Here is a 25,449-nt window from a genome sequence, read left to right as displayed (position 1 = left end):
ACGGGGTGGTGCGGCGGCCGGAGGTCATCCCGTGCCGGCGGCCGAGGTCGTGCGCAGGAGACCGTCGAGGCCCGACGCGGCCGCGGCGGCACGCTGGCGGGTGGCGCCGCCGCCCTGTGCGCGGAGCCGGTCCACGCCCGCGGTGACCCGCGCGAGGTCGCCCGTGCTCCGCAGCGCCGGGGCCAGCCGGGCGGTGAACGCGTCCACGACCTCGTCCGCGCGGGCGAGCGTCCCGCGCACCGGGTGGACCAGCGTCCCCGTCACGCCGTGCCGGGCGGCGTGCCACGCGGCGGCGCGCAGGACGCCGTCGCCGGAGACGATCGGCTCGGTGCCCTCCGCCGCCTCCCGCAGCGCGGTCGCGACCAGGGCGCGGGCCAGGCCCGCCAGGGTGACGGCGGCGTCCGTGTCCAGCTGCACGTCGCACACCCGCACCTCCAGCGTGGGGTAGCTCTCCGACAGCCGGGCATGCCAGTAGACCTGCCCCAGGTCGGCGATCACCCCGGAGTCGAGGAGCGCGGACGTCTCCCGCGCGTAGTCCGCGCCGTCCGCGGTGTACGGCGGCGGCCCGGTGACCGGCCAGCGGTCGCTGACGATCGTGCGCCAGCCCGCGAAGCCGGTGTCGCGGCCGTCCCAGAACGGCGAGTTCGCCCCCAGCGCCAGGAGCACCGGCAGCCACGGCCGGATCCGGCCCAGCGCGGCGGCCCCGCGCTCCCGGTCCGGGACGGCGACGTGCACATGCATGCCGCAGATCAGCTGCTCGTCCACCAGCCGCCGCGCCTGGGCGCGCATGTCGCGGTACCGCTGCTCCGGGCTCACCGGCACGGCGTCCTCGGGTGCGAAGGGGGCCGCGCCCGTCGCGGCGAGCCGGCAGCCCGCGCGGTCCGCCGCGCGCACCACCGTCTCGCGCAGCCGGGTCAGCTGGCCGGCCACCTCCGCGAGATCGCCGCACACCGGTGTGGCGATCTCGATCTGCGCCTGGAGCAGTTCGTTGCCGACCTCGGAGCGGTGCAGGAAGGGGATGTCCCGGGCGGCGGACCGCACCTCGCCCACCCGGGGGCAGGGCCGTCCCGACTCCCGGTCCAGGAGCAGGTACTCCTCCTCCACGCCGAGGGTCGGGCCCGCGCCGCCCGCCGGGTGCGCCGGGTTCGCCGTGTCGTCCGCGCCGCTCATGCACCGCGCCTACCCGCGCAGCGCCGGGTCACCGGTCGATCTGCGGGGAGCGGCGGCGGGCGTGGTGGAATGGACGGGGGTCCGCGTGTCCACGGGCCCGGCCGTCAGCGGAGGGAAGCAGACCGTGTCCGTACGCCGTGTGGTGCCTGTCGTCCACTCCCTGGCCGCCGAGCAGAGCCGGGAGTTCTACGGGCTCATCGGCCTGGAGCCGGTCATGGACCACGGCTGGATCATGACGTTCGCCTCGCCCGTCGAACCGTCCGCGCAGCTCAGCGTGATGTCCGCCGACGCGACCGCGCCCGTCAGCCCGGACATCAGCATCGAGGTGGACGACGTGGACGCCGTCTACGCCCGCGTACTGCGCAGCGGGGCGGAGATCGTCCACCCGTTGCAGGACGAGGAGTGGGGCGTGCGGCGTTTCTTCGTCCGGGACCCGAGCGGGCAGGTGGTCAACGTCCTCGGCCACCGCTGAGACCTCCCCGGCGGGAGCTCAGGACGCGATCACCGCGCCCAGCCAGGTGCCCGCGACCAGCAGGCACGCCAGTAGTTCCACCAGCACTGACGTGCCCACCGCGCGCATCGCCGTACGGGTCGCACCCCACGCCGCACGGTGGCCGCCGCCCAGCCGGACGCGCTGGGACACGTAGAGATAGCCCACGAAGGCCAGGACGGCACCGAGCACCGGCACGAGGAAGAAGCCCGCGATGGCGACCGCCCCCGCGTCGATCACCGTGCGCCAGGTGAGACCGGACGCGCGGATACGGCGGTTCGGCAGCAGCCACAGCGCCACCTGGGCGACCGCCAGCACCCCCGTGGCCCCGGCGAGCACGCCCCACGTCAGGCTCGTGTGCTCGGACGTCGCCCACCACAGCACCGCCGCCCAGCACAGCAGGGTGCCCGGGACACCGGGCACCGGCACGCACACCAGGCCGAGCAGCATCACGACGCCGATCAGCCCCGTCTGTGCGGTCCCCATGGCCCCACCCTGCCGGATCCGCGCGCTTCCCGCCGCCGCGGGTGGAGGTTGGCACCTCCGTACGGGTACGGGCCGCCGTGTCCGCGGGAAGCCGGGCGATGGTGCTGGTGGGGCGGGTGCGGTGGGGGAGCGGACGGCGAGGGGTGGCGCGCGGTGCGGCGATTCCACGTTTCCCGGCGGGCCCGGCGGTGGACAATAAGGGCATGAGGCAGCAGGGGGACTCACCGAAGCGTCAAGAGGACGACTGGTGGCGGCAGTTGTACGACGAGGAGGCCGGCGGCGCGGCCGGTGCGGGGGGCGCGGGAGGTCCCGCGCCGGACTCGGTCGACGAGCACTTCGACACCGCGCTGACGGCGATGTCCCCGCCGCCCCCGGCGTCACCCCCTGCTGAAACGCTCCGGCTGCGCCGCCCGGTGCCGCCGCCCCCGCCCCCGTCCTGGCCCCGCCCGACCCGCACGCCCCCGGCGGTTCCGCCGGAGGCGGTGGATGAGCCGGTGCCGCCGGAGGCGGGCGCGCCTGCCGGGCCCGGGGCGGAGGGAGGTCGTGCGGGGGACGCGCCGTTCCCGCCGGAAGCGGAGGGTGGAGCTGCGGGGGCTGCGCCGGGCGTGTCCGCCGGGTCTGGGGCGGCGGGGGATGCGCCGCGGGTGCCGGTGGTGCGGTTGCCGGGGCGGGCCGTTGCGGTGACTCCGCCGCAGGGCGCGGTGGCGGGCGGGCGAGGACCGGTGCCGCCGGGGGCGCCCGCAGGTGAAGAGCGCGTGCCGGTGGTCCCGGTCCCGGGGGTGCCTTCGCCCGAGTCCGACGGGCGCGGGGCCGTTCCGCCGGAAGGCCGGGGAGACGTCGCGCCGTCGTCGGCCGGGTCCGCGAGTGCGGACGAGGGCGGCCGGGCGCCGGACGAGGTCGCGCAGGAGCGGGGCGCCGAGGCGCCGCCGTGGGACGTGTGGGCGGCCCGCCCGATGTTCCCCTCGCCGGACGAGGATCGCGTGGGCGGTGCCGACGCCCCGGCTTCCGCGGAGGCGCAGGCCGGGCCCGCGGCAGAAGCAGAAGCAGAGGCAGAAGCAGAGGCAGGGGCCGAGGAGCCGCGCCGCTGGCCCGTGTGGTCGCCGCGGCCCGGAGCGGCGGAGGGCCGCCCCGTGCAGCCCCGACCCGAGCCGGAGCCGCGGGCCGGGCAGCCGGAGGAGGCCCCTGCGGCCCAGGAGTGGGGCGCCGCGCCGCCCGCCCCGGCGGAACCCTGGGCGTCGGCCCCGCCCGCGGGGTGGCCGGTGCCGCGCTTCCCCGAGCAGCAGGAGCGCCCGCCCGCGCCGGGCCCTGACGCCACGTTCAGCCCGGCGGAGCCCTGGTCGACCCCCGCCCCCGCCGAACGCGGCCCGTACGCCCCGCCCCGCCCACCCCGTGTCGCCCCTGAGGAGAACCCTTACCGCACCCCACCCGCGAGCGAGCCCGACACGGCGCCTCCCGCTGCCGGGCCGGAGCCGAGCCCGCCGCCTGCCGGGTCTGCGGTGCCGCCGGTCGCGCCTGTTGCTGCCGGTCCCGGTCCGGTCGTGTCGTCCGGGCCGTCCGCTGAGGCGCCTGCCGTGCCGCGTGGTTCCGGGCCGTACTCTGCGCAGCCGTATCCTCCCGGGGAGCCTGTCGCCGGGCGGGAGCCGAGCCAGCCGCCCGCCGCGTCGTCGGTCGCGCCCGTGGCGCCTGTCGCCGGGTCCGTGCCGGGTGTCCCAGGGCCGTACGCGTCGCCGCCGGTGACGCCTCCCGCTGCCGGGCGCGAGCCGTTCGCACCGCCTTCCGATGCCGGGGCCGGGCCGGTTGTGTCGGCCGAGTCGTCCGACGGGGCGGCTGCGGGGTCTGACGGGGGCACCGGCGGGCCGAGTGCTGCGGCTTCCCGGGAGGAGGAGAACCCTTATCGCGCGGCGGGCGGGGCGTACTCACCCCAGGGTGGGGTCGAGGTGCCGACCGGGCGGGTGCGGGTGGGGGTGCCGCGGCCGGGGGTGGGGCGCGGGGGTGAGTCCGATGCGTACCGCTCGCTCGCTGACGCGTTCGCGTCGCCGGGACGCGCCGTGCCGGAGACGGAGACGGAGCCGGAGCCGGAGACGGAGCCCGCGCCCGTGGCCCCGGCGGAGGGGGCCGATCCCGCGGGGGCGCCCGCGCTGCGGCCCGCCGCGGCCGGTGGGGTCGGCCCCGGCGCGGGTCCCGCCGCGATCGAGCCGCCCGCCGTGCGGGCCGAGTTGCCGCCCGCCGGGGACGGGGCGTGGGGGGACACGGCGTTCACGGAGGGCACCGTGCGCTGGGCGCCCGAGTTGCCGCCCGGGTGGGTGGCGGCGGGGGAGGAGGAGCCGGCCGCGACCGTGGTGGGCGGCGGGCCGCCGACGTACGCGGCCGAGCCGACCGCGTGGCCCGAGGCCGATCCCGACGGGCTGGACGGCCTGGTGCCGGACACCGTGCTGGACGGCGCGCAGTACGCGGGCATGACGCTGCGTACGGTCAGCCTGCGCGGGGATTCCGCGCGCTACCGCGGCCAGCCGCGTCGCGACGCGCTGCTCACCGCCCGTTTCGGCTCGGGCGAGGACGCCCTGCTGCTGGTCGCGATGGCCAGTGGCGCGCGGGCCGCGGACGACGCGCACCGTGCCGCGCAGGACGCCGTGCGGTGGATCGCCGCGGCGGTCGGCCGCAGCCGGGAGCGGCTGGCGGGCGACCTGCGGGCGGCCCGGCGCGGCGCGCTGAAGTCGGGTCTGCACCGGCTCACCGACCGCTGCTACGGGCGGCTGCGGGCGCGCGGCGAGGATCTCGGCCTGGAGGAGGGCGCGTACACCGCTGCGCTGCGCTGCCTGCTGCTGCCGGTGGATCCGCGCTGCCCGATCCGGCTCTTCTTCGGGGTCGGCGACGGCGGGCTCTTCCGGGTGCGGGACGGTGCCTGGCAGGACCTGGACATCGCCCCGGAGGACGACGGCTCGCCCTTCCGCTTCCGGGCGACGTCCGCCCAGCCGGGTGACGCCCTGGTGATGTGCAGCGCGGGGCTGGCCGAGCCGCTGCGGGGCGAGCCGGAGCTGGCGGCGCTGCTCGCCGAGCGCTGGGGCGGCGGGCGCGCGCCGGGCCTCGCGGGCTACCTCGCCGACGTCCAGACCCGCGTCAAGGGCTACGCCGACGACCGTACGGCGGTGACCGTCTGGGACGCCTGACCCACACGGCCCGTGACGCCCACCTCGCCCCCGGGGAGCCGCACCGCGGATGCGGAGCCGCCGGACTCGTGCGGAGATGGGTACATGGCGAAGCAGACCGTGGCCGAGCAGTTCGTCGACATTCTCGTGCGCGCGGGTGTGCAGCGGCTGTACGGGGTCGTGGGCGACAGCCTCAACCCCGTCGTGGACGCCGTGCGGCGCACCCGGTCGCTCGAATGGGTGCACGTGCGGCACGAGGAGACCGCCGCGTTCGCCGCGGGCGCGGAGGCGCAGCTGACCGGGCGGCTCGCGGCGTGCGCCGGGTCGTGCGGGCCGGGCAACCTGCACCTCATCAACGGGCTCTTCGACGCGCACCGCTCGATGGCCCCGGTGCTCGCGCTCGCCTCGCACATCCCCAGCAGCGAGATCGGCACGAGCTACTTCCAGGAGACGCACCCGGACCGGCTGTTCGCAGAGTGCAGCCACTACAGCGAGCTGATCTCCAGCGCGTCCCAGATGCCACGGGTGCTCCAGACCGCGATCCAGCACGCGGTGGGCCGTGGCGGCGTGGCGGTCATCAGCCTGCCCGGCGACATCGCGGCGCACCCCGCGCCGCAGCGCAGCATCGAGCACGCGCTCGTCACCCGCCGCCCCACGGTGCGCCCGGGGGACGCCGAACTCGACGCGCTGGCCCGCATGGTGGACGGCGCCCGGCGGATCACGCTGTTCTGCGGCAGCGGCACCGCGGGCGCGCACGACGAGGTCATGGCCTTCGCCGAGCGCGTCAAGTCGCCGGTGGGGCACGCGCTTCGGGGCAAAGAATGGATCCAGTTCGACAACCCCTACGACGTCGGCATGAGCGGGCTGCTCGGTTACGGGGCCGCGTACGAGGCGATGCACGAGTGCGATCTGCTGATCCTGCTGGGCACGGACTTCCCGTACAACGCCTTCCTGCCCGACGACGTGGCGATCGTCCAGGTGGACATGCGGCCCGAACACCTGGGCCGCCGCTCGAAGCTGGATCTCGCGGTGTGGGGGGACGTCGGCGAGACGCTGCGCTGCCTCACCCCGAAGGTGCGGGAGAAGTCCGACCGGCGGTTCCTGGACCGGATGCTGAAGAAGCACAGCGACGCGCTGGAGGGCGTCGTCAAGGCCTACACCCGCAAGGTCGACAAGCACCGGCCGATCCACCCCGAGTACGTGGCCTCGGTGCTGGACGAGGAGGCCGACGACGACGCGGTCTTCACCGTCGACACCGGGATGTGCAACGTGTGGGCGGCCCGCTACCTCACGCCCAACGGCCGCCGCCGGGTGATCGGTTCGTTCACGCACGGCTCGATGGCCAACGCGCTGCCGCAGGCGATCGGCGCGCAGTTCCTGGACCGCGGGCGGCAGGTCGTGTCGATGTCCGGTGACGGCGGGTTCAGCATGCTGATGGGCGACTTCCTCACCCTGGTGCAGTACGACCTGCCGGTGAAGGTCGTGCTGTTCGACAACTCCTCGCTCGGCATGGTCGAGCTGGAGATGATGGTCGAGGGCCTGCCCGCGTACGGGACCACCAACCACAACCCGGACTTCGCGGCGGTGGCGCGCGCGGCGGGCGCGTACGGGGTGCGGGTGGAGAAGCCCAAGGAGCTGCGTGCGGCGCTGCGGGACGCCTTCCGGCACAAGGGCCCGGCACTGGTGGACGTGGTGACCGACCCGCACGCGCTGTCCATCCCGCCGAAGATCACCGGCGAGCAGATCGGCGGTTTCGCACTGTCGGTCGGCAAGGTGGTGCTGGACGGCGGGGTCGGCAAGATGGTGCAGCTGGCCCGCTCGAACCTGCGCAACGTGCCGCGCCCGTAGAACCGCTGCGGGACGCGGCACGCTGCCTGCCGTGCGGGTGCGGTCAGTTGGTGATCAGGTCGAACTCCTCCCAGGGGCCGATCGCGGTGCGGTTGGCGATGAGCGCCGCGGCGCCCCCGTTCTCCGCGGTCACGTAGTCGCCGTTGACGCGCGCCTTGAGGCTGACGCTGCCGTCACCGTTGTGGATCAGCTGGAACTGCTCCCAGGTGCCGACCGCGTCGACCTTCGCCAGCAGCGGCGCGGCTCCGGCGTTGTCGGCGGTGACGTACTTGTTGTTGGCGTGCGCGCGCAGCGCGATGTAGCCGCCGCCCGCGTCGATCTCGTCGAACTGCTCCCACGGCCCGATCGCCGTGCGGTTGGCGATGAGCGGTGACGCCCCGGCGTCCTCGGCCGTGACGTAGTCGCCGTTGGCGTGCGCCCGCAGGCTGATGACGCTGCCGTTGCCGGGGTTGGTGCCGCCCCCGCCGTCCAGGCCAATCTGGACGTTGCCCAGGTGCTTGGCGGCGGTCGCGGGCGAACCGCCGACCTGCGCGTACGGCAGCGAACTCGTGGGCGTGCCGGTGCGCTCGACCAGGTAGGACTGGCCGGAGGCGACGGGCACGCTGATGGTGCCCGCGGTGGTGGAGGAGACCACGACCGCGCCCGACGACCCGTTGACGACCCGGATCGCCTGGCCCGGCCAGGGGTTGCGCACACGCATGGTCTGCGACGACCCGGCCTGGATGGCGACCGTGACCGGGGTGCCGCCCTGCACCTGCACATCGACCTTGGTGTTGCCCTGCACCGCGACCGTGCCGCTGACGTCCCAGCCGGACGGCCACGCGGGCGCGATCCGCAGCAGCCCGTCGTAGTCCTGCACCAGCGCCTCGTTCAGCGCGGTGGCGACCCCCGAGATCTGCTCGATGTAGCCTTCCGTGCCCACGCTGTTGCCGAGGTCGGCCAGGCCGTTGATGTAGACCTGGTGGCCCTGCGTGATGGACACCAGCTTGGCCGCGACCTCGCTCGCCAGCCCCAGCCGGGCCGCGTCGATGGCGTCCATGCTCCAGTCGTTGCCGCCGGTCACCGGCCGGTGGTTGTAGGTGCGCACGCCCAGGTCGTGCAGCGCGCCCGGCTCGTCGGTGATGAGGTTGTACGGCCACACCGGCTCCAGGCCGATGTTCTCGCTGTTCCTGATCTGCGCGGTCGGCTGGTAGGAGTCCGCGATCATGTCGTTGCCCTGCGCGTCGGCGGACGGCGGCAGCACCTGCGTGCGGCCGTAGTCCGTACGCGCCCAGTCCGGTATCTGGCCCTGCGCGGTGGTGAGCTGGTTGATCAGGGTGGTGTCACCGGTGTTCAGCAGTTGCGCCGCCTTGATCACCGCCGGGAAGAGGGCGGCGTCCGCCGCGAGGTCGGTGGTCGGGTCCTGCACCGCCCACTGGGTCTCGTGCGCGTTGGCGACCGCGTGCAGCTTCCCGTCGGAGCCGACCTTCTGGTAGGCGAGCAGGAAGACCGCGGAGTCCTTCATCAGCGGGTAGTAGGTCCGCAGGAAGTTCAGGTCGCCGGTGTCCTGGTACTGCTGCCACACGTAGAGGCTGATCTCCGCGCCCGAAGTGACGTTCAGCGCGTTCCAGTTGGGGCTGCCGGGCTGGCTGCACGCCGCGTTGGCCCCGGCGCCCGGGTCGCCGCCGTTGCCGTTGAAGCGCATGACCTCGGGCACGCAGGCGCCTGGCAGGCCGCCCATCTGCTGCTTGGTCCACGCCTCGATACCGGCGAGGCTGTTCTGGTAGAGGTTGAAGATCGGGATGTTGAGGGCGAAGTTGCCCGAGGACATGTTCGCGGAGATCTGGGTGCGCAGATTCCACAGCCAGGTCGCCGAGGGCGTCCAGTTCTGGTGGTCCTGGCCGAAGTTGAACATGTCGGCCACGCCCGCCTGGCTGCCCGGGATGGTCCCGCGCATCGAGGCGGCCTCCATGAAGAGGTAGATCGTGCGCAGCGACTCCATGTACTGGGCCTGGCCGTCGGAGGAGTTGGCCTCCAGGATGCCGGTGTTCGCCCAGTAGTTGGCCCACCACGACTGCTGCGAGCCGAGCAGCGACGACTCGGAGGCGGTCGCGTCCGAGCCCAGCAGGCCCGACGCGGTGCTGCCGGCGTTGCCGCCCGTCCAGGTGGGGGAGCCGACGATCACGCGGTACGAACCGTCGGTGTTCGGCGTGAAGTTGACCTTCACCTGGGTGCTGTTGACGACCTGGGCCGACACGTTGCGGCCGCCCGCCGACAGTGCGGCGAGCGAGCCGAACGTCTTTCCGGAGTAACCGGCCTCCTGGTTGTCCACCCACGTCTCGGCGAGGGTGCCGATCGCACCGGACGCGGCGGCCTGCGGGCTGCGGCCCGACCACAGGCTGACGGTCGCGGACTGCGCGGTGTTCGGGTCGGCGCCGGTCACGTCGACGATCAGCTCGTCCTTGGTGGCCGACACCCATGCCTTGAGCGTCATGCCGCCGCCGGTCTCGGTGAGCACCCCGGTGTACAGGTCGAGGGTGCCCTTGAAGTCCGAGGCGCCGGTGAGCTTGGACAGGCCCGGGATCTGCACCTGGCCCGGCGACTTGCGGCCGGGCAGCGTGTCGGCCCGGTTGAGCTGCGCGGTGAAGCCGCCGGCCGCCCACGCGGCGACGCCGAGCGAGCCGTTGCCGAGCGGCAGCGACTGCGCGGCCTGGGAGTTGGGCGAGCCCAGCACGATGTCGGAGCGGCGCACCACGTTGGGTGTGTCCACGTGGTAGCTGCCGTTCTGCCACGCGGTGGTCGCCGTCGCCGCCGAAGCGGACGTGGGGGAGACGGCGGGGACCAGCACACCGGCCGCGAGCAGCGCCGCAACGGCCAGGGCTGGTGGTCGGATCATTCGGCGTCGGCCGAAAGTGTGGGGCTTTCGGTTCACGAGCGGTTCCTCCTGAGGCGAGAAGACCTGTGGTACAGGCGCATTCACCCATGGATGGCGAGGGGTGAATGGGCCACACAGTGGCGGGAGGGCGGGGTCGTGTCAAGACATCGGCACGTCATACATCCGACCTATCAAGGTCCCCTGGCGGAAAGCCCGTTGCCGCTCCGCCGCCCCGGCAGGCCCCGCCGCCCCGCGTCCGCCCCGCGTGCCGCGCCGTCGCGCGCGTCACAGGACTGGACGGGGTGCACGCGGGGCATGCCTCTGTCAGGGGAATCGGTCCGGACCAGAACGGGGGAGGCTCACGGACAGCACGGGGAATCGTCTACGGTACGCGGTCCGTCGCGCGGATCTGCGGGCCGTCGCGGAATCCCGCAGACGCCTGCGGGACCACCTGCGCCAGTGGGGTGTACCGGCACTCGCCGACACCGCCGAACTGCTCACCACCGAGATCGTCACCAACGCGCTCCAGCACACCGGCGGCGGCGCCGTGTTGACGGCCACACTCTCCGCGGGCCCCGCGCGCAAACTGCGGGTGGAGGTGCACGACTCGCTCGGCCGTCGCCCGCCCGGCGGTGGACGCCCCGCCGACGACGCGACATCCGGCCGCGGGCTGCTCCTCGTCGAGGCGCTCGCCGACACGTGGGGCGTCCAGGCGCGCGGCGCGGGCAAGGTCGTGTGGTTCGAGATCGAGGCGGCGGCCGCCGCCTGAGACGCGCCGGGTCAGGGCGCCCCAGGTGGTGCGAGGCGCCCTCCGCCGGGCGGTGCTCAGCGGACAGGCCCTAGGCCAGGCCGCCCGTCGCGCGCAGGTTCTGGCCGGTGATCCAGCGGCCGTCGGGGCCGGTGAGGAAGGCGACGGCGGCGGCGATGTCGGACGGCAGCCCGAGCCGGCCGAGCGGGGTGATCCCGGCGACGGCCTCCAGCGCCTCCGCCGGGTTGACCGACCGCAGCAGGTCGGTGTCCGTGGCGCCGGGCGACACCGTGTTCGCCGTGATGCCTCGCGGTCCCAGCTCCTGTGCGGCCACCGCCGTGAGCTGCTCGATCGCGCCCTTGCTCGCCGCGTACGCCCCGATGCCGCGTGCGGCCCGCGCGGTGTTGACCGACGAGACGGTGACGATCCGCCCGCCGTCGCGCATCCGGCGGGCCGCGTACCGCAGCGTCAGGAAGACCGCGCGGGTGTTCACCGCGAGCACCGCGTCGAAGAGGTCGGTGCCGGTCTCGGCGAGCGTCGTCGCCTTGTGCGAGAGCGCCGCGTTGTTGACCAGGATGTCGAGGCCGCCGAGCTGCTCCTCGGCGGTGCGCATCAGCTCCTCCGGCCCGTCCGGGTCGGCCAGGTCGACGCGCACGGCGTGCGCCCGGCCGCCCGCCGCGCGGACCGCGGCCGTGACGTCGGCCGCCGCGCGCTCGTCGCTGCGGTACCCGAAGACGACCTCGGCCCCGTCCGCGCACAGCCGTTCCACGACGGCCCGTCCGATCCCCCGCGAGCCGCCCGTGACGACCGCCGCCCTGCCCCGTACGCCCTCGTCCACTGCCGCCGCCTCCCGGTTGCCGAGTCAGGCGACCGACGCTAGCGGCAACCGGCGGTGAAAAGGCGGCAGTTCGCGGTGAGCGATCCGCGGGGTCCGCCCGCAGAAGCCGCGGGACCGCGTACGGGCGGCCAGTGCCCGTACGCGGTCCCGCGCGGTCCTCGGTGCGGCGGCGGTCAGCCGAACTGCCGCTCCATCTCGGCCAGTTTGCGCTCCAGCGAGTCCAGCCGCGGCAGCGTCATGGTGTCGTCCTCGGCCGTCAGGTCGATCGGAAAGGACCCGGCGGCCGCCGCCTTTCCGGCGCCCTCCGCGGCCTCGTCGCGCACCGGCTGGAGCGCGGGCAGCGCCCGGACCGGGAGGTCGGACGAGGCCGAGCCGGAACCGGTTATGGCGGGCTCCGAGGAGGCCTCGGCCGTACCGGCCAGGCTCGTCGCGGGCAGCTCCACCGGCACCTGGCGGCCGCCACCGCCGCGCGGCCAGGAACGGCCCTGCCGGCTCAGCGCCTTGATCTTGGCCCGCTCCAGCCGGTCGTGCTCGCGGCGGCGCAGCTGGTTGTTCTCGCGCTGCCGCTTGTCCTCGCGGACCTCCTCGACCGCCTCGTCGAGCGAGCGGACGCCCTCCAGCAGCATCAGCGACCACGCGGCGAAGGTCTCGCGCGGGGCGCGCAGCCAGCGCACCATGCGGATCTGCGGCAGCGGGCGCGGCACGAGGCCCTGCTCGCGCAGCGCCGCCCGGCGGGTCTGCTTCAGGGCGCGGTCGAAGAGGACCGCGGCCGACAGCGACATGCCGGCGAAGAACTGCGGCGCGCCCGCGTGGCCCATGCCGCGCGGCGCGTGCACCCAGTTGAACCAGGCCGCGGCGCCCGCGAACAGCCACACCAGCATGCGCGAGCCCAGTGCCGCGTCACCGTGGCTGGCCTCCCGCACCGCCAGCACGGAGCAGAACATCGCCGCCCCGTCCAGGCCGAACGGCACCAGGTACTCCCACCCGCCGGTCAGGTTCAGGTTCTCCCGGCCGAAGCCCACCAGGCCGTGGAAGGAGAGCGCGGCCGCGACCGCGGCGCAGCAGAACAGCAGTACGTACGACGCGCTGCCGTAGACCGCCTCCTTGCGGCGGCGGCGCTCCTCGCTGCGCTCCCAGGAGTCCGCGGGCTTGTTCTCCGCGTTCTGCGTGCGGCGGGTGCGGAACACGACCGCGCACGCCGCGAGCACGACCAGGCCTACGATGCCCGAGAGCACCCAGTCCAGCGATATGTCTCTCATATGCGTTTCCTAGAGTCGCTTCCCGTCGCGCTCGGGCCGCGGGACGGCGTACGACCGACATCTTTGCGAAGAGCGCGGGTGAGTGCAGACGTTATGGCACAAGAGTCCCGGCGAAATCCCGTGAAGAGGGACGTTTGCTCGAACTCGCGTGCCAGAGCAGTCTAGTTGAGCGAGATCGTAGCGCGGCCCGTCAGGCCGCCGCCGCGCGGCGCCCGATCCGGTCGGAAGCGGTCGCGCGCGGGCACGAAACGCAACTCTGCTCGGGGCTGACGGTGTAGAAGAGGCAGCAGGTGAGCCGGTCGCGCGCGCAACCGTCCGCGGGCGCGCCCCCGTTGCCCGCGAGGGACGCGGTACGGAAGCCCGCGCCGCCCGCGAACGGGGCGGTGCCGCCCGGCAGCAGCCCGGTCAGCTCCGCGACGGCGCGCTCCTGCTCGCCCAGCAACCCCGCGACGTAGTACAGGCCTTCGGTGATCTCGTCGGTCGCCATCGCCCACAGCGCGCGCGGCCCGCGCCGCATACGCGGCCCGAACGCGTCCAGCAGCGGCGCCAGATGCTCGGCCACCGCCGCCCGCAGCTCGTCGCGCAGCGCCGCCTCGTCCGGCACCGTACGCGCCCCCGGCAGGTCCGCCGCCGGGTCGTCCGGCAGGCAGGCGAAGGCGCCGGCGCGTACGGTCATGGCGCCCGTCGCGCGGTGGAAGGACACCTCCGCGACCGGCAGCCGCGGCACCCGGCGGTGCAGGAACCACGGCACCGTGAAGAGCAGGCACGCGGGCCAGGCGTAGCGGTGCAGGGCGAGCGCGGCCGCGACATGCGGGCGCGGCGGGCGGCCGTACTCCCGCGTCAGCTCCTCGGTGTCCTGCCCGGTGAAGGCGTCCAGGGCCGCGCCGCCCCCCGCCAGCTCCGCCGCCGCGACCCAGCCGCCGCCGGAGCGCGGCGCGCCCTCGGCGACCCGCAGGCCGGGGAAGGCCGCGGCGAGCCGGGCGTAAGCGGTGCTGGTCACGGACATGCGGGGGCCCTCCGGGGAGCCGAAGATCAGCAAAGGTGAGGCTTACCTTACCCTGTGAGAACGGCGATTATGCTCACCGCAGTACGCCATAGGGGTGACCCAGGGGGCGCGCGGTATCCCCGCCGGGCGGTCCGGCCACAACGACGGGACGGGAGAGGTGGAGCGGCTGATGGAGGCTTCAGCGTCCCTGCGGGACGGCGCCCACGGCCGGGCGCCGCTGCCCGAGCCGCGGCGGATGCCCGAGCGGCACTCCGTACGCGGGCAGGTGCTCGCCGAGCTGCGGGCCGCGCTGCTCACCGCCGAGCTGCCGCCGGGCTCGGTGCATTCCGCGCCCGCGCTCGCCGCGCGCTACGGCGTGTCGGCCACGCCCGTCCGGGAGGCCATGCAGCTGCTCGCCCAGGAGGGCGCCCTGGAGGTGCTGCCCAACCGCGGCTTCCGGGTGACCCGCAGCACACCCGCCGACCTCGCGGAGATCGCGCAGGTGCGGATGCTGGTCGAGATACCCGTCGTGCAGTCGCTGGCCCGCAGCGTCCCGGCCGCGCGCTGGGCCGAGCTGCGGCCGCTCGCCGACGCCGCGCACGCCGCCGCCGCGTCCGGCGACCGCGCCGGGTACGCCGAGGCCGACCGCGCCTTCCACCGCGCGCTGCTGCGGCACATGGGCAACACCCACCTGCTCGACGTCGCCGACGGCCTGCACCGCCGCGCCCAGTGGCCCACCGACGGCCCGCGCCCCGACCTGCGCGCCCACGCCGCGCACCACGACGCCCTGCTCGACGCGCTCGCCACCGGCGCCCCGACCGAACCGCTGCTGCGCACCCACCTCGCCGCCTGCCCCTGAGCCCGCCGCCTGAGCCCGCCGTCCCGGTGGGTGAGGCCTGCGCGGCCCGCTGACCTGCGGCGCAAGGGTGCACCGGGGGAATTCCGTCCTCCGGGTGGCAGTGCGGCCATTGGCCGGGGAACGGCCACCGGCGGCCCTTCCGCCGCACTACAGTCGTCCCGTCGGCGACGGATGCGTTCCGTGGGCCGATCTGTCGGGTTCATGAGGTTCGTCGGGGTGGGGGGCGTCGTGGCCGGTGCGGACACGTCTCAGCGGATCGGTCCGGAGACGGAACCGGACCGCTACCGGCTGGTCCGCTCGCTCGGCAGGGGCGGCGAGGCGCTGCTCTTCCTCGCCGAACTCGAACTCGCCGGGCAGACCGAGCCGGTCGTCCTCAAGGTCTTCGACACCGCCGCCACCGTGAGCCAGGAGGAGTTCGAGCGGATCGGCCGCCGCTGGAAGGAGCAGGCGGAACTGCTGCGCTTCGTGCACCGCCCCGGCGTCGTCGGCGTGCGCGAGTACTTCGAGGCCCAGCCCGTCCACCGCCCCGGCGAGGCCGCCACGGTGAGCGGCCGCGCCCTCGTCCTGGTGCTCAACTACGTCGACGGGCTCGACCTGCGCGACTGGCGCGCCGCGCGCGGCCCCGCGGACGGCTCCGCGCCGGGCACCGCGCACGGCGCGGACCGGCAGGAGGTCGCCCACGTCCTCGCCCAGCTCGCCGAGACGCTCGACTTCCTGCACTCCGGACTCGCCACCCCCTCGCGCCGGCTCGTCGTGCACGGCGACCTCTCGCCCGGCAACGTCATGGTCGACGAGCGCGGCCGGACCACCCTCGTCGACTTCGGGCTCAGCAAGCTCACCGCCGAAGGCAGCACCGCCCAGGTGTGGTTCACCCCCGGATACGCCGCGCCCGAGGTCTTCGAGGGCAAGCGGACCCCCGCCACCGACCGCTACGCCTTCGGCGGCCTCGCCTACTTCCTGCTCAGCGGCCAGACGCCGCCGGTCGTCCCCGACCAGCTGGCGCACGCCCTCGGCGCCCTCCCGCAGCTCGCGGCGCTGCCCGCGGACACCCGCGAACGGCTGTGCGCCATCGCCGCGGCGGACCCGGAGCGGCGGCCCCGGGAGCTGACGGCATGGGTCGCGGAGCTGCGCCGGTCCGTCGGGAGCACGCCCTCGCCGGAGGCGCAGACGCTGCGCGCGGCTCCGCCCGCCGCCGGGTCCGCTTCCGCGGGGCCCGCCGCCTCGCCCTACGCGCCGCCGCCCTCCGCGTACCCGGCCGCGCCCGCCGCGCCGCCGCGGCTGACCGAGCCCTACCGGCCGGGCACCCTGCTCCAGCCCGGCCCGCCCCCGGCCCGGTCCCGGGGGCCGCGCAGGGCGCTGGTCGCGTTCGCCGTCCTCGCCGCGGTCATCGCGGTCTCCCTCGTCGCCTACCTCGTCACCGACCACGGGACCGGGGGCGGGTCGGCCAAGGACCGGGACACCCCGCAGCCCGGCTCGACGGGCACCACGAGCCCGGTGCCGTCCTCCGCCCCCGCGGCGGCCCCGGGCACCGAACCCACCACCGAGCCGCCCACGACGACGCCGTCCACCCTGTCCCTGACGGACCTCCAGCCCGTCGCCCGCGACCCGGACGGCTCCCTGCAGAACGGCAGCGGAACCGTCGACACCACTCCCTACCCCGAAGCGCTCGTCGTCGACAACGGGCGGACGGCCCGCTGCGGGGGATCGGTCTCCTACAACCTGGGACGCGACTGGAACCGCCTCACCATGGTCGCCGGGATCGACGACGACTCCTCCGACATCGCCGCGAAAGTCACGCTCTACGTCGACGACCAGCAGGTGTACACCGATGAGGTCGACGTCGGCCGTCCCGCCTCGATCGACGTCCCCGTGACCGGCGGCCTGCGGCTGACCATCGTCTTCTCCGACACCGAGCCCAACCCCCACTGCCTGATGGGCGATCTCGTCCTCGGCGCCCCGACCCTCAGGCGGTGAGACCGCCCGCGGCCCCCCGCGCCGGGTGCGTACGCGGCTCGCCGCCGCCCGCAAGGAGGCCGTGACGTAAGGCGATTGAGTACGCGTACTCAGGCAAGACGTTCGAATCGGCTCATAGCATCGCGGCATGGCAACGGACCTCCAGACCACCGCGCCCCGCGCGGGCGTCGCACCCCGCGCGATACGGGCGGGCATCACCGCGGCAGCCGCATGGCTGCCCGAACGGAGCGTCAGCTCAGCCGAGTTGCAGGAGCGGATCAGCGCGGCGGCCGGACTGCGGCTGCCGCCCCGGATGGTCGAGCGGGCCACCGGGATCGCCACCCGCCGCGCCGCCGGGGAGGGCGAGTACGCCTCGACCCTCGCCGTCCGCGCGGCCCGCACCGCACTCGCCCGCGCGGACCTGGCACCCGGCGACCTCGACCTCCTGGTCTTCGCCTCCGCCACCCGCGACGTCGTCGAACCCGCTACCGCCCACATCGTCCAGGCCGAACTCGGCTCCAGCGCCCACGCGCTGGACGTCACCAACGCCTGCAACAGCTTCGTCAACGGCATCGACACCGCCCGCGCGATGATCCTCGCCGGGCGCGCCCGCCGCGCCCTCGTCGTCACCGGCGAGACCCCCAGCCGCGCCGTACGGCACGCCCCGTCCGGCCCCGACCAGCTCAAGGACGGCTTCGCGGGCTACACCTTCGGCGACGCCGGAGCCGCCGTCGTCGTCGAACCCGTCGCACGCGGCGGCATCCTCGACGTCGACACCGAGACCCGCTCCGAACACTGGCCGCTCGGCGGCATCTTCGGCGGCGGCTCGCGCCACCCGCGCGGCGACGAGCACACCTACTTCCACGGCGACGGCCGCCAACTGCGCACCGTCTTCGAACGGTTCGGCATGCGCGTGCTCGACCGCATGCGCGAGCGCACCGGACTGGAATGGGACGACTTCCGGTACGTCCTCGTCCACCAGGTCACCCTGCCCTACCTCGACCGCTTCGTGGAACTCACCGGGGTGCCGCGCGACCGGCTCGTCGTCACCGTCCCCGAACTCGGCAACATGGCCAGCGCCACGCTCGGCGTCCAGCTCGACCGCGTCCACGCCGGGCTCGCCCCCGGCGACCGGGTGCTCTTCGTCGGACTCGGCGGCGGCGCCAGCGTCATGTCGATGGTCTGGGAGAAGGCATGAGCGCGCTGTGGGTCGTCGTCCCCGCCCACCAGGAGGCCGCGCGCATCAGCGGCACACTCGAAGCGCTCGCCGCGCAACACGACCGCGACTTCACCCTCGTCGTCGTCGACAACGCCTCCACGGACGGCACATCCGCGCTCGCCTGCGACTTCGCCCGCTGGGCGCCCTTCCCCGTGCACGTCATCGACGAGCCCGACAAGGGCGTCGGCTGCGCCGTCGACACCGGATTCCGCTACGCGATACGCAGCGGGGCCACGCTGCTCGCCCGCACCGACGCGGACTGCCTGCCCCGGCCCGACTGGACCGCCGCGGCACGCGACGCGCTCGCGCGCGGCGCGGGGCTCGTCTGCGGCCGCATCGACGCGCGCCGCGACGAGCACGGGGCGCTCGGGCGCGCGGCCTTCCGCGGACTCGTGCGCGCCGCCGCGCTCTTCGGCCGGCTCCGCCCCGCGCACCGCCGCAGCCACGGCTACCTCGCGCCGTACCGCATGCACGCCGGCAACAACATGGCCGTCACCGCGGCGCTGTACGAGGCGGTGGGGGGCATGCCGAGGCGTCCGTCGCCGACGGATCGCCTCTTCCTCAACCGGGTGCGGCGGCACACCGCGTCGATCGTGCACGCCCGGGGCATGGTCGTGGAGAACTCCACGCGGCGGCTGCGGGCGTACGGGGTGGTGGGGACGGCGCGCTGGTACCTGGACCGCGGGGCGGGGCTGCGGGGGGAGGATCCGCGGTGAGGTGCGGTTGCGGTTGCGCTTGCGGTTGCGGTTGCGCTCGGGGGTGGGTGGTGAGGTTTGTCGTGCGACCTTCTGTGGGTGGGGGCTTGTCGCGCCGTTCCACGCGCCCCTGTCGCGGCGCGCCGCGGGTGGGGCGGGGGCCGCCACGGGGCACCTCCTCGGAATGCGCGTTCACCCTCGTATTGAGTTGGTGAGGCACTGACAGCGCATTCCTGCGGGGGCACCCCGCACCGTCCCCCTCCGGGGCGGCTCGGCGGCTGCCTGTCGGTGGGGGTGTTGTTCGAACTCGGCTTCGTCATAGGGGGAATCGGATCGTGCTGGACGAACTCGCGCGGGGGCTGCGCAAGGCGCCGGAGAGGCCTGCCGTGTTGCGGGGTGTGCGGACTGCCGTCACCCGGGGGGAGTTGGGCGATCTCGCCGACCGGTACGCGCGGGCGCTGCACGCGCGGGGGATCGGGGTGGGCGGGACGGTCGGGGTCGCCGTGCGGCCGGGGCCGCGGGCGCTCGCGGTGCTGCTGGCCGTGCACCGGCTCGGGGCGCGCGGGGCGGTGCTGGATCCGGGGGCCGGGCCCGATGTGCTGCGGGCCCGGCTGGCGCTCGCGCGGCCCGATGTCGTGCTCGCGGACGCGACGGCGCAGGCGGTGGCCGGGTGGGCGCGTCCGCTCGCCCGGCGGGCGCAGCTCGCTCTGCCGGACCTGGCGGAGCTGGGGCCCGTCGCCACCGTCGGGCCGCGGCTGCCGGGCTGTGCGGCCGGGCTGGACGCGGGGGCGCGGTCGGGCGTTATGCCGCGGGCCGTGGACGGGGACGGTGACGCCGCGATCGTCTTCACCTCCGGGACGACGTCGCGGCCACGGGCCGTCGTCCACACCCGGGCCTCGCTGGCCGCCGGTATGCGGACCGTCGCCGATCTCGTCCGGCCCGCGCCGGACCGGCCCGTGCTCGGCGGGACCTTCTTCGTCCTCGTCCCCTCCCTCGCCTCCGGCGCGCCCGTCGCCCTGCCCGCGCGCTCACCGCGTGCGCTGGCCCGCCAGTTGCGGCGGCTCAAGCCGCAGGCGACGTATCTGACGCCGCCTCAGCTGCGGCGGGTGCTCGCGGAGGGCGCCGCCTTCACCGGCCGGGTGTGGACGGGCTCCGCCCCCGCGAGCGCCGAACTCCTCACCCGCGTCCGGCGGGCGGGCGCCGACGAGGCGTGGGGTGTCTACGCGCTCACCGAACTCTTCCCGGCCGCCGCGGTCGAGCAGGCGGAGAAAGCCGCGTACGGGGGTCCCGGGGACCTCGTCGGTGCCCCACTGCCCGGCGTACGCGCCCGTACGGACGACGGCGGCCAGTTGCTGCTGGCAGGTCCGGCGGCGCGGGACCGCTACCTGGGCGAGGCGGCGGAGGAGTGGGTCGCGACCGGCGACCGGGGCGGTGTGGACGGGGGTGGCCGGATCGTCCTGGAGGGGCGGGTGAAGGACATGGTGCTGCGCGACGCGGAGAACATCTACCCGGGGCTGTACGAGCCCGCGCTGCACGTGGCCGGGGTGGAACTGGCGCTGCTGGTGGGCGTGCCCGCGGAGGACGGGGACGAGCGGCTGGTCGCCGTCGTCCAGCCCGTCGCGGGTGTGGATGCGCGGGAGGTGCGGGCGGCGCTGGCGGCCCCGCTCGCCCGGATGGGCGCCGCGCGGCCGGACGCGGTGGTCCTGGCGGACGTCCCGCTGGGGGGCCGTTCGCGGAAACCGGACCGTGCGGCGGCGGCCCGGCTGGCGGCGGACCGCCTCCGAGGAGGGGGATCCCGTGGGTGAAGGGGCCGCACGGCGGTTCGACCGGCGGGTGTACGGCAGGGCTCATCCCGTGCTGTTCGCCCTGCTCGCGGGGGTGCGGAGGAGGGAGGTCGTCCGGCTGGGGAGGACCGTGGTGGTGAACGGGGCCGGGCCGTACCGGGAAGCCCTCACCCGGATCCCGCTCGATCGCGCCGCGGCCGGTACCACGGGCGGTGCGGTGCGGGAACTCGGCTCCGGCGGAGGCCTGTTCGACGAGGAGGGCGGCGAACACCGGGGCAGTCGGCGCGCCGTCGCGGAGGGGCTCGGGGCCGCGGGAACGGAGCGGCTGCGGCCCGTGTGGCGTGCGGTCCTGGACCGCCGGATCGCCCCGCTCGGCGCGGGCCGCGACGTGGATCTCGTGCCGCTGGCCCGCGAGTTGGCGGGCGCCACGGTGTGCGCGCTGCTCGGGGTGACGGCGCCGCCGGAGGCCGTCGCGGAGGCGGCGAGCGCGGCGGCCGCGGCTGCGGTACGGGCCGAACTGCCCGGCCCACGGCGCCCGTTCGCGGCGCGGCGGGCCGCGGAGGCCGCGAAGGAGCTGGCGTCGCTGGTGGGGACCGGAGGGCTGCCGGGGGTGCTCGCCGTGGCCGGGGTGAACACGACGGTCGCGGCGGTGCCCCGGGCCGCGGCATGGTGCGCGCGGGCGGGGTGGTGGGGGTACGCGGCGGACGCGGACAGCCGGGCCGCGCTCGTGGGCGAACTGCTGCGGGTGACCGCCCCGTCGCCGGTGCTGCCGCGGGTGGCCGCCGCGGACGCGGAGCTGGGCGGGTGCCCGGTGCGCCGCGGGGACCGCCTCGTCCTGGTCGCCCGGCACGCCGTACGGGCCCACCGGACGCCGCCGGACGTGCGCCACCCGGCGCCGCCCGCGCTCGCGCACCTGGTCTTCGGGGCCGGGAGCCACGCGTGCCCGGGGGCGCGGCTGGCGCGGGAGCAGCTCGACGACGTGCTCGCCGCGCTCGCGCCGTACCATCCCGTCGTCGTACGGGCCCGGGTGGACCGGCGGGCCGCGCTGCCCGGCTGGCGGACCCTCGTCGTACGGGCGGGCCGGTGACCACCGTCGCCGTGACGGGCGCGAGCGGCTTCTGCGGCGGATACGTCGCGGCGCGGGCGGCGGCGCGGGGCGCCCGCGTGCTGTGCGTCGGACGCCGTCCGGGGCCGGTCGGGCGGCACGTCCCGTGGGACGCGGCGCGGGAGGTGCCGGACCTGGACGGCGCGGACGTCGTCGTCCACTGCGCGGCGGCGGTCGGCGACCCCGTACCGGGCTCGGCCGCGGAGGCCGCCATGCACGCGGTCAACGTCGCGGGCACCGCACGGCTGCTGCGGGCCGCCGCCGGGCGGCCCCTGGTGTGGGTGAGCAGCGCCAGCGTCTACGCGCCCGTCGCACGGTCGGGCGTCCCGGTCGCGGAGGACCATCCCGTGCGCGACCAGCTCAACGCGTACGGCCGCACGAAAGCGGCGGGCGAGGCGCTGGCCCTCGCGGCGGGCGCGGTCGTGCTGCGGCCCCGCGCGGTGTACGGCGCCGGGGACCCGCACCTCGTGCCACGACTGCTGGCCCGCGTCCGCGGGGGAGTGCTGCTGCTGCCCGGCTCCGACGTGCGGCTCAGCCTCACGGCGGTGGAGAACCTGGCGGAGGCCTGCCTTGCCGCTGCCGCGTGGGCGCCCGGGGCGTACAACATCGCCGACGCGGGCGCGTACGGGCGGGACGCGGCGGTGGGGTTCGTGCTCGGTGCCCACGGTGTACGGGCGAGGGTGCGGCACGTGCCCGTGCCTCTCGCCGGGCTGGCGGCGCGGGTGACCGAAGCGGTGGGCCGTGTCCGGCCCGGGAGGGAGCCCCCGCTGACCCGCTACGCGGTGGACCAGCTCGCCCGCGGGGTCGTCCTCGACATCTCCCGTGCCCGGTCCCGGGGCTGGACCCCCACCCACTCGCTGGACTCCTACACGGGATGAGCCCAGCCCTCCGGGCTGCCTCGTGCGGTCCGTGCCGGGATCTCCCCGCCGTCGGTGGCTGGTCGCGCAGTTCCCCGCGCCCCTTGCGCTCCGGGGTGCCCCCCGGGGGCGCTTTGCGCGATCTTCCGCGCGTTGTGGCTGGTCGCGCAGTTCCCCGCGCCCCTGGTTTGTCAGCCTGCGCGGCATGCGCACGCCGTTACCGCGTCGGGCACCCGTTTTTCAGGGCGCGTGGGGGCACCTCCCGGGCGGAGCCTGGGGGAGAACTGCGCGACCAGCCCACCGCAAGGGGCAGCCCGGGGCGTCCCCCTGCGCAAGCTCAGCGCAGGGACGGGGCCAGCCAGGTGGGGATCGCGCCCAGGAGGGTGAAGAGGCGGGTTGCTTCGGCGCGGAGGGGGGCGGCCTCGTCGTCGGGGGAGACCTCGGCGAGGGAGAGGAGCGCGGGGGCGGTGCCGACGAGGTGGCCGAGGGTCACCCGGAGGCGGAGGGATTCGGCGAATCCGTGCCGGGCCTCGGCGATGTCGCCGTCCGCCGCGGCGAGTCCGGCGAGGTGGCGCCAGGTGAAGGACGTCAGGAAGGTGTTGCCGTGGGCGACGGCCCCGGCGTGGGCGCGGCGGTAGGCGGCACGCGCGGCGGCGGGGTTGGCGGCGATGTGTTCGGCGACGAGGCCGCGGCGGAAGTCGAGCAGGGGGCGGCCCGGCGAGCTGGGCGACAGCAGCGCGGCGCTGCGGCCGAACGCGGAGCGGGCCTCGTCGGCGCGGTCGCGGACGTGGTGGAGGGTGGCGCCGTAGGCGAGGTAGCCGCGTTCGGAGGCGGCGGCGCCGCGTTCCTCGTCGGTGCCGGCCATCGCTTCGGCGACGCGCAGCGCGTCCTCGGCCTCGGCCCATCCGTCGAGGTGGTAGAAGCAGCCTTCGATGAGGATCTCCGCGCGCTGCCGTGCGGCTCCCGGGTCGTTGGCGCAGTGCGGTGCGAGCAGCGCCGCGGCTTCCGCCCAGCAGCCGCGGGCGCGCAGCCGCCAGACGTCCGGTGTTCCGACCACAGATTCCGACAGGGCGGTTTCCGCCACTTCTCCCCCAAGCGCGTCGTCGAGCCAGTGCGAGTTGTGCGTGCCGTGCAGCAGTGCAGGAACGTGGACGTCCGCGCCGACCCCCCGCGGTGCGGTATCGGGTTCATGTGTCCGGCAGTTGTCCGCGTGCCTGCCGGTGGCCGAAGTTCAGCACGCGGCGGGGGCTTCCGCCAAGGGGTCGGAGATCACATCTTGTGAACGGGATCACTAGCTCATCCGGAGCGCCAGGAAGAAATCCAGCTTGTCCTCGAGCCGGGACAGGTCACGGCCCGTCAGCTGCTCGATGCGGGTGATGCGGTACCGCAGTGTGTTGACGTGCAGGTGCAGCCGGGTGGCGCAGCGGGTCCAGGAGCCGTCGCAGTCGAGGAAGGCCTCCAGGGTGGTGATGAGGTCGGAGCGGTGCCGCCGGTCGTAGGCGCGCAGCGGGTCGAGGAGGCGGGCGGTGAAGGCGCGGCGGACGTCGTCGGGGACGAAGGGCAGCAGCAGGACGTGCGAGGCGAGTTCCTCGTGCCCGGCGACGGAGACGGTGCCGGGGCGGGCGGCGGCGACCCGGCGGGCGTGCCGGGCCTCCTCCAGGGCGCCGCGCAGGCCTTCGGGGGAGGAGACGGCGGCGCTGACGCCCGCGGTGAGCCGGCCCTCGTCGCCGAGGCCGCGGGCGAGCGGGCCGCGCAGCAGGGCGTGCAGGGAGTCGGCGGTGAGCGGGTCGTGGGGGCCGCCGGGTTCGCCGGGGGCGTGTGCGGCTCCGGTGAGCGGGACGAGCGCCATGGCCTGGCCTTCGGCGTGGGCGACGGCGACGCGTCCGGGTCCGCCGTCGGCGGGGCCGGCCAGTACCTCTTCGAGCAGCGCCTGCGCGGCGGGTCCTGCGGCGGGGCCGCCGCCGGGCCAGTCGACGGCGGCGACGACGATCTGCCAGTAGGTCGGGCCCTCGGCGCCGGGGGCGAGGACGGGGGCGGCGGCGCGCAGCCGGGCGCCGGTCTCGGCGGGAGCGCCGCCGCCCGCGACGAGGTCGAAGATCTCCCCGGCCAGCCGCCGTCCGACGGCTCGGGCGCCGTCGCGCCGGTCGCGTTCGACGGCGATCAGCTGGGTGACGCCGCGCAGCAGGTCGAGCCGTTCGTCGGGCCAGTCGCCCGCATCGGCCTCGACGGCGAGGAACCAGTCGGTGAGCACCCGGGCGCGGGGGTCGGTGTCGGCGGCTCCGCCGCGTACCGGGAAGAGGGAGTACGTCCGGCCCTGCACCGCGATGCGGTAGGGCCCGCGGCGGCCGGTGCGGGCGGCGGCCTGCTGGGCTCCGGCGAGTTCGGCGCCCAGGTGCGGGGGCAGCGGGCGGCCCGGCCCGGCGATCTCCCGCCCGGTGGCGGACAGCACCCACGCCCGCAGATCGAGGTCGCTGCCGAGCAGGTCGAGGACGGCGTCCGGGCCGCCGCCCGCGGGGCCGGAGGACATCAGCCGCCGGTGGCGTTCGACGACGGCCGCGAGGTCTCCGGCGCGCTCGCCGGAGACCTGCCGGGCGACGTACTCGGTGATGGTGGCGAACGCGACCCGCTCGTCGACGGCGAGCAGCGGCAGCCGGTGCCGGGCGCACGCCTCGACGAGGTCGTCGGGGACCCCGCGCAGCTCGGCCTCGCCGACGGCGAGCGCGGCGACCCCGGCGGCCGCCAGCAGCCGGACGAACGCCTCGCTGTCGGCGGGGGTGTGCCGCCAGGTCAGCCCGGTGAGCACCAGTTCGCCGCCGCTGAGGTAGCGGCTGGGGTCGCGCAGATCCGTGGTCATCACGCCGCGGACGGTGCGGTCCAGTTCGGCCTCGCCGCCCAGCAGCCGCAGGCCGAGGGTTCCGGTGTCGAGGAGCGCGCGCAGCCGCATCGTGGTCGCCCTGTCCTGTCGTGCTCGGTCCGGTGCCGTGCCGCCGCGGGGCCCGCGGGTGGCCGGCCGGCGTCCGGTGTGGCCGGTGGGAAACCGTGAGGTTTCCGCACGGTCTCTTTCAGAGGAATCTACAAGACGGGGGGTGTGGCCAGCCAAGCGCTTCATGGTTTCGGTGACTGCACCCGGACGGCCCAGCCGCCGTGTACTGG

General features: G+C 75.6%; 19 protein-coding genes. 11 read left to right on the top strand and 8 right to left on the bottom strand.

Going from position 1 to position 25,449, the window contains the following annotated elements; translation table 11 throughout:
* Positions 1-24: 24 nt before the first annotated feature.
* Complete coding sequence (locus ACWERV_RS19085) at positions 25-1,170, bottom strand: carboxylate-amine ligase (RefSeq protein ID WP_452934323.1); 1,146 nt, start codon at positions 1,168-1,170, stop codon at positions 25-27.
* A 124-nt stretch (positions 1,171-1,294) separates the two neighbouring features.
* On the opposite strand from ACWERV_RS19085, the gene ACWERV_RS19080 reads away from it, so the two are divergent.
* Entirely contained in the window at positions 1,295-1,642 is a 348-nt protein-coding gene (locus tag ACWERV_RS19080) for a VOC family protein (protein ID WP_452934320.1), read from the top strand.
* An 18-nt stretch (positions 1,643-1,660) separates the two neighbouring features.
* Here the strand turns inward: ACWERV_RS19080 and ACWERV_RS19075 are convergent, their stop codons facing one another.
* On the bottom strand, positions 1,661-2,146 hold the full coding sequence (locus tag ACWERV_RS19075) for a DUF456 domain-containing protein (RefSeq protein WP_452934318.1): 486 nt from the start codon (positions 2,144-2,146) through the stop codon (positions 1,661-1,663).
* Between the two features lie 2,048 nt (positions 2,147-4,194).
* Here ACWERV_RS19075 and ACWERV_RS19070 point away from each other — a divergent pair.
* On the top strand, positions 4,195-5,313 hold the full coding sequence (locus ACWERV_RS19070) for a protein phosphatase 2C domain-containing protein (RefSeq protein ID WP_452934315.1): 1,119 nt from the start codon (positions 4,195-4,197) through the stop codon (positions 5,311-5,313).
* A gap of 84 nt (positions 5,314-5,397) precedes the next feature.
* Entirely contained in the window at positions 5,398-7,140 is a 1,743-nt protein-coding gene (locus ACWERV_RS19065) for a pyruvate dehydrogenase (RefSeq protein ID WP_398178404.1), read from the top strand.
* Positions 7,141-7,183: 43 nt separating this feature from the next.
* On the opposite strand, the gene ACWERV_RS19060 is transcribed toward ACWERV_RS19065, so the two are convergent.
* The gene (locus ACWERV_RS19060) at positions 7,184-10,015 is read right to left on the bottom strand and encodes a fascin domain-containing protein (protein WP_452934314.1); all 2,832 of its coding nucleotides are present in this window, start codon (positions 10,013-10,015) and stop codon (positions 7,184-7,186) included.
* A gap of 100 nt (positions 10,016-10,115) precedes the next feature.
* Here ACWERV_RS19060 and ACWERV_RS19055 point away from each other — a divergent pair, with 100 nt between their 5' ends.
* Positions 10,116-10,763 (top strand): ATP-binding protein, encoded by a 648-nt coding sequence (locus ACWERV_RS19055; protein WP_452934312.1) that lies wholly within the window; start codon positions 10,116-10,118, stop codon positions 10,761-10,763.
* Positions 10,764-10,833: 70 nt separating this feature from the next.
* Here ACWERV_RS19055 and ACWERV_RS19050 read toward each other — a convergent pair whose 3' ends face one another.
* From ACWERV_RS19050 to ACWERV_RS19040, 3 genes are all read right to left on the bottom strand, one after another.
* Positions 10,834-11,580, bottom strand: coding sequence for an SDR family oxidoreductase (locus ACWERV_RS19050; RefSeq protein ID WP_452934309.1), 747 nt, complete (start codon positions 11,578-11,580; stop codon positions 10,834-10,836).
* A 173-nt stretch (positions 11,581-11,753) separates the two neighbouring features.
* Positions 11,754-12,839, bottom strand: a complete 1,086-nt coding sequence (locus ACWERV_RS19045) for a DUF2637 domain-containing protein (protein WP_452934308.1) — start codon at positions 12,837-12,839, stop codon at positions 11,754-11,756.
* Positions 12,840-13,029: 190 nt separating this feature from the next.
* Positions 13,030-13,845 carry an iron-sulfur protein gene (locus tag ACWERV_RS19040; RefSeq protein ID WP_452934306.1) on the bottom strand — a complete coding sequence of 272 codons (816 nt, stop codon included), beginning with the start codon at positions 13,843-13,845 and terminating at the stop codon, positions 13,030-13,032.
* A gap of 169 nt (positions 13,846-14,014) precedes the next feature.
* Between ACWERV_RS19040 and ACWERV_RS19035 the strand changes: the two genes are divergently transcribed.
* The 7 genes from ACWERV_RS19035 (at position 14,015) to ACWERV_RS19005 (ending at position 22,317) form a co-directional block, all read left to right on the top strand.
* Positions 14,015-14,683 carry a GntR family transcriptional regulator gene (locus ACWERV_RS19035; protein WP_452934304.1) on the top strand — a complete coding sequence of 223 codons (669 nt, stop codon included), beginning with the start codon at positions 14,015-14,017 and terminating at the stop codon, positions 14,681-14,683.
* Between the two features lie 228 nt (positions 14,684-14,911).
* Positions 14,912-16,657, top strand: coding sequence for a protein kinase domain-containing protein (locus ACWERV_RS19030; RefSeq protein WP_452934301.1), 1,746 nt, complete (start codon positions 14,912-14,914; stop codon positions 16,655-16,657).
* Between the two features lie 127 nt (positions 16,658-16,784).
* Positions 16,785-17,834, top strand: a complete 1,050-nt coding sequence (locus ACWERV_RS19025) for a 3-oxoacyl-ACP synthase III family protein (RefSeq protein WP_452934300.1) — start codon at positions 16,785-16,787, stop codon at positions 17,832-17,834.
* On the top strand, positions 17,831-18,571 hold the full coding sequence (locus tag ACWERV_RS19020; protein WP_452934297.1) for a glycosyltransferase family A protein: 741 nt from the start codon (positions 17,831-17,833) through the stop codon (positions 18,569-18,571). Before ACWERV_RS19025 ends, ACWERV_RS19020 begins: the two co-directional genes overlap by 4 nt.
* Before the next feature lie 314 nt (positions 18,572-18,885).
* On the top strand, positions 18,886-20,355 hold the full coding sequence (locus ACWERV_RS19015) for an AMP-binding protein (RefSeq protein WP_452934294.1): 1,470 nt from the start codon (positions 18,886-18,888) through the stop codon (positions 20,353-20,355).
* Positions 20,348-21,421: a cytochrome P450 gene (locus ACWERV_RS19010; protein WP_452934291.1), complete on the top strand. Its 1,074-nt coding sequence runs from the start codon at positions 20,348-20,350 to the stop codon at positions 21,419-21,421. Before ACWERV_RS19015 ends, ACWERV_RS19010 begins: the two co-directional genes overlap by 8 nt.
* On the top strand, positions 21,418-22,317 hold the full coding sequence (locus ACWERV_RS19005) for an NAD-dependent epimerase/dehydratase family protein (protein WP_452934288.1): 900 nt from the start codon (positions 21,418-21,420) through the stop codon (positions 22,315-22,317). Before ACWERV_RS19010 ends, ACWERV_RS19005 begins: the two co-directional genes overlap by 4 nt.
* Positions 22,318-22,633: 316 nt before the next feature.
* Here ACWERV_RS19005 and ACWERV_RS19000 read toward each other — a convergent pair whose 3' ends face one another.
* Positions 22,634-23,380, bottom strand: a complete 747-nt coding sequence (locus tag ACWERV_RS19000) for a hypothetical protein (RefSeq protein ID WP_398178443.1) — start codon at positions 23,378-23,380, stop codon at positions 22,634-22,636.
* A gap of 207 nt (positions 23,381-23,587) precedes the next feature.
* On the bottom strand, positions 23,588-25,240 hold the full coding sequence (locus tag ACWERV_RS18995; protein WP_452934286.1) for a PucR family transcriptional regulator: 1,653 nt from the start codon (positions 25,238-25,240) through the stop codon (positions 23,588-23,590).
* Between the last annotated feature and the right edge of the window lie 209 nt (positions 25,241-25,449).

The organism is Streptomyces sp. NPDC004031 (genome assembly GCF_053604375.1).
The sequence above is the reverse complement of the archived record's forward strand: the minus strand, read 5'-3'. Positions and strand labels throughout refer to the sequence as shown.